At 61.3% G+C, this 7,008-nt stretch carries 5 protein-coding genes and 1 other RNA gene; 1 reads left to right on the top strand and 5 read right to left on the bottom strand.

The annotated features are described in order from the left end of the window. Window positions 1-32 precede the first annotated feature (32 nt). Window positions 33-941 (top strand): DMT family transporter, encoded by a 909-nt coding sequence (locus EPN80_RS17290; RefSeq protein ID WP_293030112.1) that lies wholly within the window; start codon window positions 33-35, stop codon window positions 939-941. Window positions 942-1,137: 196 nt separating this feature from the next. Here EPN80_RS17290 and ssrA read toward each other — a convergent pair. From ssrA to EPN80_RS17315, 5 genes are all read right to left on the bottom strand, one after another. Continuing rightward, window positions 1,138-1,497: a transfer-messenger RNA gene (gene ssrA, locus EPN80_RS17295) on the bottom strand. A 29-nt stretch (window positions 1,498-1,526) separates the two neighbouring features. Then, on the bottom strand, window positions 1,527-5,357 hold the full coding sequence (locus tag EPN80_RS17300) for a DUF748 domain-containing protein (RefSeq protein WP_293030114.1): 3,831 nt from the start codon (window positions 5,355-5,357) through the stop codon (window positions 1,527-1,529). A 55-nt stretch (window positions 5,358-5,412) separates the two neighbouring features. Next, window positions 5,413-6,099 (bottom strand): phosphoglycolate phosphatase, encoded by a 687-nt coding sequence (gene gph, locus EPN80_RS17305; RefSeq protein ID WP_293030117.1) that lies wholly within the window; start codon window positions 6,097-6,099, stop codon window positions 5,413-5,415. After that, entirely contained in the window at window positions 6,092-6,787 is a 696-nt protein-coding gene (ubiG, locus tag EPN80_RS17310) for a bifunctional 2-polyprenyl-6-hydroxyphenol methylase/3-demethylubiquinol 3-O-methyltransferase UbiG (protein ID WP_293030119.1), read from the bottom strand. The genes gph and ubiG overlap by 8 nt, the downstream gene beginning before the upstream one ends. Continuing rightward, a partial coding sequence (locus tag EPN80_RS17315; protein WP_293030122.1) for a hypothetical protein occupies window positions 6,784-7,008 on the bottom strand: 225 nt, incomplete at its 5' end. The genes EPN80_RS17315 and ubiG, both read right to left, overlap by 4 nt.

Here is a 7,008-nt window from a genome sequence, read left to right on the forward strand (position 1 = left end):
TGCGTGAAACGAAATCAAAGGTCCGACGCGTTATGCCCCCTCCCGCCTCCGGCAGCACACGCCTTAGTTGGTCGACACTCTTTCTATTGACCTTTCCGCCATTGAGTTGGGCCGGCAATGCCATTGTCGGGCGGCTTGCGATCGGCGCGGTGCCGCCAATCACACTGAATTTTGCCCGTTGGGCGTTTGCCGGACTGCTGCTGGCCCCGTACGCCTGGCGCGGGGTCGTGGCGCACCGGGCAACGCTGCGGCAAAACCTCGGCGTGATTACGGCGATGGGCGTGCTCTCGATCGCCAGCTATAACGCCCTGCAGTATCTCGCGCTCACCACCTCCTCCCCGATCAATGTCACTCTGATCGGCGCATCGATGCCGCTGTTCCTGCTGCTGGTTGGGGTGGTCTTTTTCCGCGAGCGCGTGGCGGGATGGCACGTCGCCGGCGCGGCGTTTTGTCTCGTCGGCGTGTCGCTCGTGCTGGTGCGCGGGCAACTGAGCCGTCTGGTCCAGTTCGATTTCGTGCCGGGCGATCTGTTCATGCTGGTGGCGACGATTGCCTGGAGCGGCTATACCTGGCTGCTGCGCAAGAACCGACCGGCCGTGCCGTTGGCAGTGTTTTTGTTCGCGCAGATCGTGATAGGCGTGATTGTCAGCTTGCCGTTCACGGTCTGGGAGCTGACCGTCGACCACCAGGCCATTCACTGGAGCGGGAAAGTCGTGGCGATCATGCTGTACGTCGCGACGACACCATCGTTACTGGCGTATTTCGCGTGGGACCGCGCGGTCGCCCGGGCCGGCGCACACCTGCCGGTGTTCTTCATCACGCTCACGCCGGTCTTCGCGGCGCTGCTGTCGACCTTGCTATTAGGAGATTGGCCGCATTGGTATCACGCCGCCGGACTGGTCACCATCGTCGCGGGCATCTGGCTGGGACAGCGGGCTTGACTGTCCTCGCGTCATACGTTGCGGACTTCGATGTCTGTCAGGGGCTTGGGGGCAACTGATTTTCCGGAAAGCGGGTTGCCCTCGAGTTGCCTCGCCTGTGACGCAATAACAATCGACGGGGCGATAAAGGAAAAACCCCGCGCAGCCAGGCTGGGCGGGGTTTTCAGGCTGCTCCGTGCAGCTTTGGAGGGGGTGTTGGTGGAGCCGGCGGGAATCGAACCCGCGTCCGTAAGTCTTCTGCAACCAGTTCTACATACTTAGTCCTGTCTTTTGATTTAACCGTTCCGACGCGGACAGAACACGCTTCGGCACGGCGATTCGCTAGGTTTTAGTACCGGACGTCGCGACGCCATCTGGCACGATCTGATGAAAATGACCTCGCGCGGTCTTGCGACCCTACCCCATCAGCAGGCTAGTGCGAGGTTGGCCGGTGTTAAGCGGCCAGCTGGAAACGAGAGTCGTTTGCAGTTAGTTGATTCCCATTGATTTACGAGGTGACGGGTCCTCGGTATGCCCTGAATTGCGTCACTACCCACGTCGAAACCAAGTCGGCCCCGTGTGTTCTGCAATTATCCCATAGATGGGTCACTTCAGCGAGAAATCAACCCGGGTGGTGTCACCTTTATCCTTGATTCCCTCGGCAGTGAGTTTGGGGGCCACGACGTACAGCCGGTTGGCGGCAATTTTGCCGGTGAACCATTCGCGTACCGCATTGGCGCGCGCGTTGGCCAGCGCGCGCAGATCCTGCTCGGTGACCGTCATGTTGGCGGCCAGGAGCTTCTTCATTTCAGCCGGCGGCAACGATTTGGCGAAGCCAATGAAATTGCGCGGCTTGGGGAATTTGGCTGCTTTGTAGGCTAATTCAAGGTACTTGTTGTATTCATCCGGGGCGACCGTAATCGGGCCAGTGTCGGGGTTGGCTCCCTCGGCGATCAATGCCTCGCGTTTTTGCGCGCGCACCAGACGCATGACCTTGGCTTCGCGCAGTCCCTCGGTGTCCTTGTCCGGGTCGACCCGACCAATGATGTCGAGTTGCAGTGCAGGCCGGTCGTTGAGCGCTTTGACCAGAGTTTCCAGCTTTTTGATGCTGGCCGCGTCCAGGGTCGACGAACCTGGGGCAAAGGCGACGAAGCCGAGTTGCTGGTCGCCACCACCGAAGGCCGATGCCAGCAGATTGAACGGCGCGGTCACGGCTTTGACGATCAGGTTGACGACGGCGCGCACGATCACACTGCCCAGACTGAATTGCGGGTCTGACAGCGAGCCCGACACGGGGATTTGCACGTCGATTTCGCCGCGCGAGTTCTTGAGCAGGGCGACCGCGAGCCTGACTGGCAGGTTGGTGGCGGTGTCGTTCTCGACCCGGTCGCCGAAGGTCAACTGGTCGATGAAAATATGGTTGTCGGCAGTCAGTTTGCCCTGGTCGAGCAGGTAGTGCACATCGAGGCTCAACTTGCCTTTTTCGATCGGATAGCCGGTGTACTTGTCCGAATAGGGCGTCAGGTTGGTGAGTTCGATGCCATCGGCCTTGGCTTTGATATCGACGAACGCCATCGGCGTGAGTGGATTGATTTTGCCGTTGATGTTGATCGGGGCATCATTATCCACGCTGCCTTTGAGCACGACGTCGGCCGGCGCGTTGGATTGCGTGCCGAAGGCGCCGACGCTGCCGCCGATTTGCGTGAGGTTGGCGGTGTAATTGGGCTTGATGAAGTTGTCGGTGAAGTTGATGCGTCCGCCTTGCAAGGTGACTCGCCCGATCGCGATGTCGGCCGGAATCGCTTTGCCGGCACCCGCCACCGGTGCGCCGGCGGGTGTGGCTGCAGACGTGGCTGCAGACGTGGCCGGCGTGCCTTGAGGCTCGGCGCGCGTCAGCGATTTTGGTGCTTCGGATTTTTTCGCAACGAGATCTTCCAGATTGAGCCGGCCGTTGCTGTTGATGATGATGCGCGAGTAGAAGCGGGAAAGCGACAGGGCGCCGACGTGAATCTTGGGCTCGCCGGTGCCGTAGTGTAAATCGATATGCTCGGCGCTGAGCGCGCCCCAGCGCAGAAAGCTCTCGGAAGTCAGCTTGTCGCGCATCAGGACATTGCCGAGCGTGGCATTACCGAGGTAGCTGATTTGTATTTTGTCGTGTTGTCTCGCGAATCCGAGCTTGCCTTCGGCGCTCAGCAGCGCGCTGGCGATGGAGGCGTTCAAGGTCATGTCGATGTAGGGTTCGAACGCGGCAAGATCAAGGCTTTGCGTGCGCACCGCCAGAGTGCCCTTGAGTGGTTCGGGACTCACTGTGCCGTTGACGCTTAGCGTGCCGCGACGTTGGACCGTGCCATTGATTTCGAGGTGCAGCGGCTTGGCGAGATCTTGCGAAATATCCTGCACCTTGGCGTTGAGCGAGGTGAGTTGCACCTTGACCGGATGGCCGGCAACCGCTTCATCGTCAAAGCTGACGGCGGCGTTTTCCAGACCGAGCGTCCCGATTTGCCATTGCCAAGGAGCACTGCGGCTTTGCTCCGCGGGGGGAGCTGACCGATGCCGCTCTGGCGCTTTGGCGGGGGTGCCGGCTGCGCCGTGCGCGGGGGCGGCTGCGACCAGCCTGAGCAGATTGATGGCACCGTCATGTTCGCGGCGGATCGAGGCATCGAGCCCCTTGACGGTGACGCTGCCGACGTCGACGTGCTTGCGCAGCAGGTCAAAATTCGTCAGATGAGCGCTCAGCGCCGCGACTTTGAGGGGGGTGTCGCGTTTGTCGGGGCTGCGCACGTCCAGACGATCGAGCGCGAGGCTCGCGGGGGCCACTTGCAGGTTGGGCTTTCCGGCCGCGAATTCGCCTTTGAATTTCGCTTGCGCGGAGAGTGTGCCGCCCTTGATGTCGCCCGCGAGGACGGATTTGAGCAACGGCTGGAGTGCCGACAGGGCGATGTCGTGTAGCGTGAGCTCACCGTTGGCTTGCGCGCTGGAAAGCGTGAATCCGCCCTGGGCCGCCAGGCTGCCTCCTGCGGGCAATTGTGCGCCGATATCGTAGCTGGCTGGCGTGCTGCCCAGCGTTTGCACGCCTCTGAGCGCAATATGGATATTCTCCAGCGTGGCAGCGACGGCCGGAGCGGCGCGCTCGTCACGGTAATGGAGGGTGCTGTTGGTCAGGTTGAATGCTGTGATCGCCAGATCGAGCGGAGCAGGCGCCGTTGCCTTGGCCGCCGCAGCCGAGGCGGTGTTTGCCGCTGCGGTGGACGATGCTGAGGGCGATGATGCGGGTGCGACGGACGATGGTGATGGCGCCGCTGCGGGTTTCGCGGCCGCGACTGTCTGACCAGCCGCCGAAGCAGTGCGCGCGGGTGTGCCCGGCGCGGTGACAAGTCGCTGGAAATTGAGCTTGCCGTCTTTCTCGACCACGACGGTCGGCGCCAGTCCGTCGATTCTCACGGCATTCAAATGAACGATATTGCGCAACGGCTCGACATCGCCCAGGTTGGCCTCGGCGTGCTTGAGCGAGACGAGCGGGGCGTTGCGTGCGTCGCGCAAATCGACGTTGTCCATGCCGAGCGTGCCGCTGAGCGTGATGTTCGGCGTGCTGCCGCTGCGAACGAATTGAACGCGCAAGTCGGCCGACAGCGTGCCTTGCTTGAGGTCGAATGGCAGCGCCGCAGGCGCGTAACCGAGGTAGCGCGGCAAGTCGAATTGATCGAGCTTCAGGTCGATGATGGAGTCGAGCGACGAGGCGAAGGGCTTGAGCTTGCCGGTCAAACGGAGTGGGCTGCCATCAATGGACGCTTGCAGCAGTGGCTGAACGAAGACGTTTGTGTCCGACGACAGGTTGGCGATGAACGGGATGCCGAGTTGCAGGTGCTGCACGTGATGCTGCGCATTGAGAACGCGGTCGTCGAACTGGATCGTGCCATCTCGCACCTGGACGTTATAGATGGCAAAGCGCGTCGGCTTGCTGGGCTCCTTGGGTTTTGGGCCCTGGGTGGCTTTGTCGATCAGATCGGAGAAATTGAAGCGCTGCTCGGCTGTGCGAACGATGTGAACCTTTGGGCGATCGATGGTCAACTCATCGATGACCGGAGCGAACCGCCATAACGATGACCACGAGACGTCGACGTGCAGCAACCCGATGTCGACAAACGGCTGACCCGGCTGCCGGTCCCCGATATGCACGTTGTGAATATCCAGGCGCAGCGTATAGGGGTTGACGCTGACCTCGCCGAAAGATACCGGGCGCTCGAGCCATTGACCAAGCTTTTGCGCGACGACCCGATGCATGAGCGGCGGAACACTGAAGTATGTGATCAGGCCGAACGCGAGTATGACAACCAAGGTTATCAGGCCGCCCTTGCGGGTGCGGGGCGAGCGGCCGATTTCCTGCATGCGCTGGAGGGCCAACTTCGAGCGGGTTGGGTGGTGCGCCGGATCAGCCATGGTTTTCCTTTTGGGGGTTTGCTGCGCGATCTCAGCAAGGAAGACTGGTAAACAATCAGGCCGACACGCTTGCCATATCGAGCAGGTCCATCAGATTCACGGCCGCATTCACCAATGCGTCGGCTTGCCACTCGGCGGGTGCCAGGCCATCGCCGCAGTAGCCGTAGGCCGCCGCGACGGTGGGCATGCCTGCGGCCTTGCCCGCCTGAACGTCGCGCAGGTCATCGCCTACGTAGACGATATGCTGTGGCAGGATGCCAATCTTTTCGGCAGCGAACAGCAGTGGAGCGGGGTGAGGCTTGCTGTGGGGCGTCGTGTCGCCGCAAACGACGCAGGCCGCCTTTTCGCTCAGGCCGAGCTGACGCACCAGGGGAGTCGTCAGCCACGTGATCTTATTGGTGACGATACCCCATGGCATGCCTCGGCGCTCGAGCGCCTCGAGCACCGTAGGAATACCGTCGAACAGGCGGGTGTCGACGCACAGGGCGGCGGCGTAGTTGGCCAGGAATTCCTGCTTCAGGGGCTCGTATTCGTCGTCGCCCGGTCGTCGGTCGAAGGCAGCGCCGACGAGCCCGCGGGCACCGTGCGACGCCAGCAGGCGCAAGGGTTCGTAAGGCAGCGCCGGCATGGCGCGTGCGAGGCGCATTCTGTTGATGGCCGCGACCAGATCCGGCGCGGTATCGGCCAGCGTGCCGTCGAGGTCGAAAAGCACTGCGTGGATGGGGTGAGGCAATTTAGGCATCTCGCGTACAGGCAATCAGATAATTGACATCGGTATCGTCGTTGATCGCGTAGCGTTGCGTGAACGGGTTGTAGGTCAGACCCTTGATGTCGGCCAATTGCAATCCACTGCTGCGCGCAAAGCCTGCCAACTCGGCGGGGCGGATGAACTTGGCGTAGTCGTGAGTGCCACGCGGCAATAGCCGTAGCACGTACTCGGCGCCGATGACGGCGAACAGGTACGATTTCAAATTCCGGTTCAGCGTGGAAAAAAACACGTGACCGCCAGGTTTGACCAATGTCGCGCACGCGGCGACCACAGCGGCAGGATCCGGCACGTGTTCGAGCATCTCCATGCATGTCACTACGTCGTAGTGCCCTGCTTCGCGGGCAGCCAGCGCTTCGGCTGCGATTTCCTCGTACGCGACGGTCAGGCCACTTTCGAGGCTGTGCAGATCGGCCACGCCGAGCGCTTTTTTCGAGAGGTCGATACCTTTGACGTGGGCGCCTTGGCGCGCCATCGACTCGGTCAGGATGCCACCGCCGCAGCCAACGTCGAGGACTTGCTTGTCGGCCAGCGAGACGTGCTGCTCGATCCAGTCGAGCCGCAGCGGATTGATTTGGTGCAGAGGCTTGAATTCGCTATGCGGATCCCACCAACGGTGGGCCAGCTCACTGAATTTCTGCAATTCTTGGGGATCGGCGTTCATGCGGTCTTTTTCAACAGGCAAGCAGGCGAGACGATAGCGGGCAATCCTTGCCCAGCAAGGAGCAACGCGGCCAGTATAGCGAACGGTTCTTGCTCATGGCAAAAAAAAAGGTTCATCGCGGAAAACCGTGGGGTTTTCAAGGCAGTTGATAATCTGACGACGCAAGGAAAGGTCATCGGAGGATAAATTGCTGGATCGCAAAGCATTGCAAGCGCTGGGCT

The sequence above is a fragment of the Pandoraea sp. genome, assembly GCF_004297875.1.
Taxonomy (GTDB): Bacteria; Pseudomonadota; Gammaproteobacteria; order Burkholderiales; family Burkholderiaceae; genus Pandoraea.

Bases quoted from the DNA above. Each gene is read 5' to 3' on its own strand.
- EPN80_RS17290 (WP_293030112.1), top strand. From the start codon at position 33: ATGCCCCCTCCCGCCTCCGGCAGCACACGCCTTAGTTGGTCGACACTC.
- ubiG (WP_293030119.1), bottom strand. From the start codon at position 6,787: ATGAACGCCGATCCCCAAGAATTGCAGAAATTCAGTGAGCTGGCCCAC.
- gph (WP_293030117.1), bottom strand. From the start codon at position 6,099: ATGCCTAAATTGCCTCACCCCATCCACGCAGTGCTTTTCGACCTCGAC.
- EPN80_RS17300 (WP_293030114.1), bottom strand. From the start codon at position 5,357: ATGGCTGATCCGGCGCACCACCCAACCCGCTCGAAGTTGGCCCTCCAG.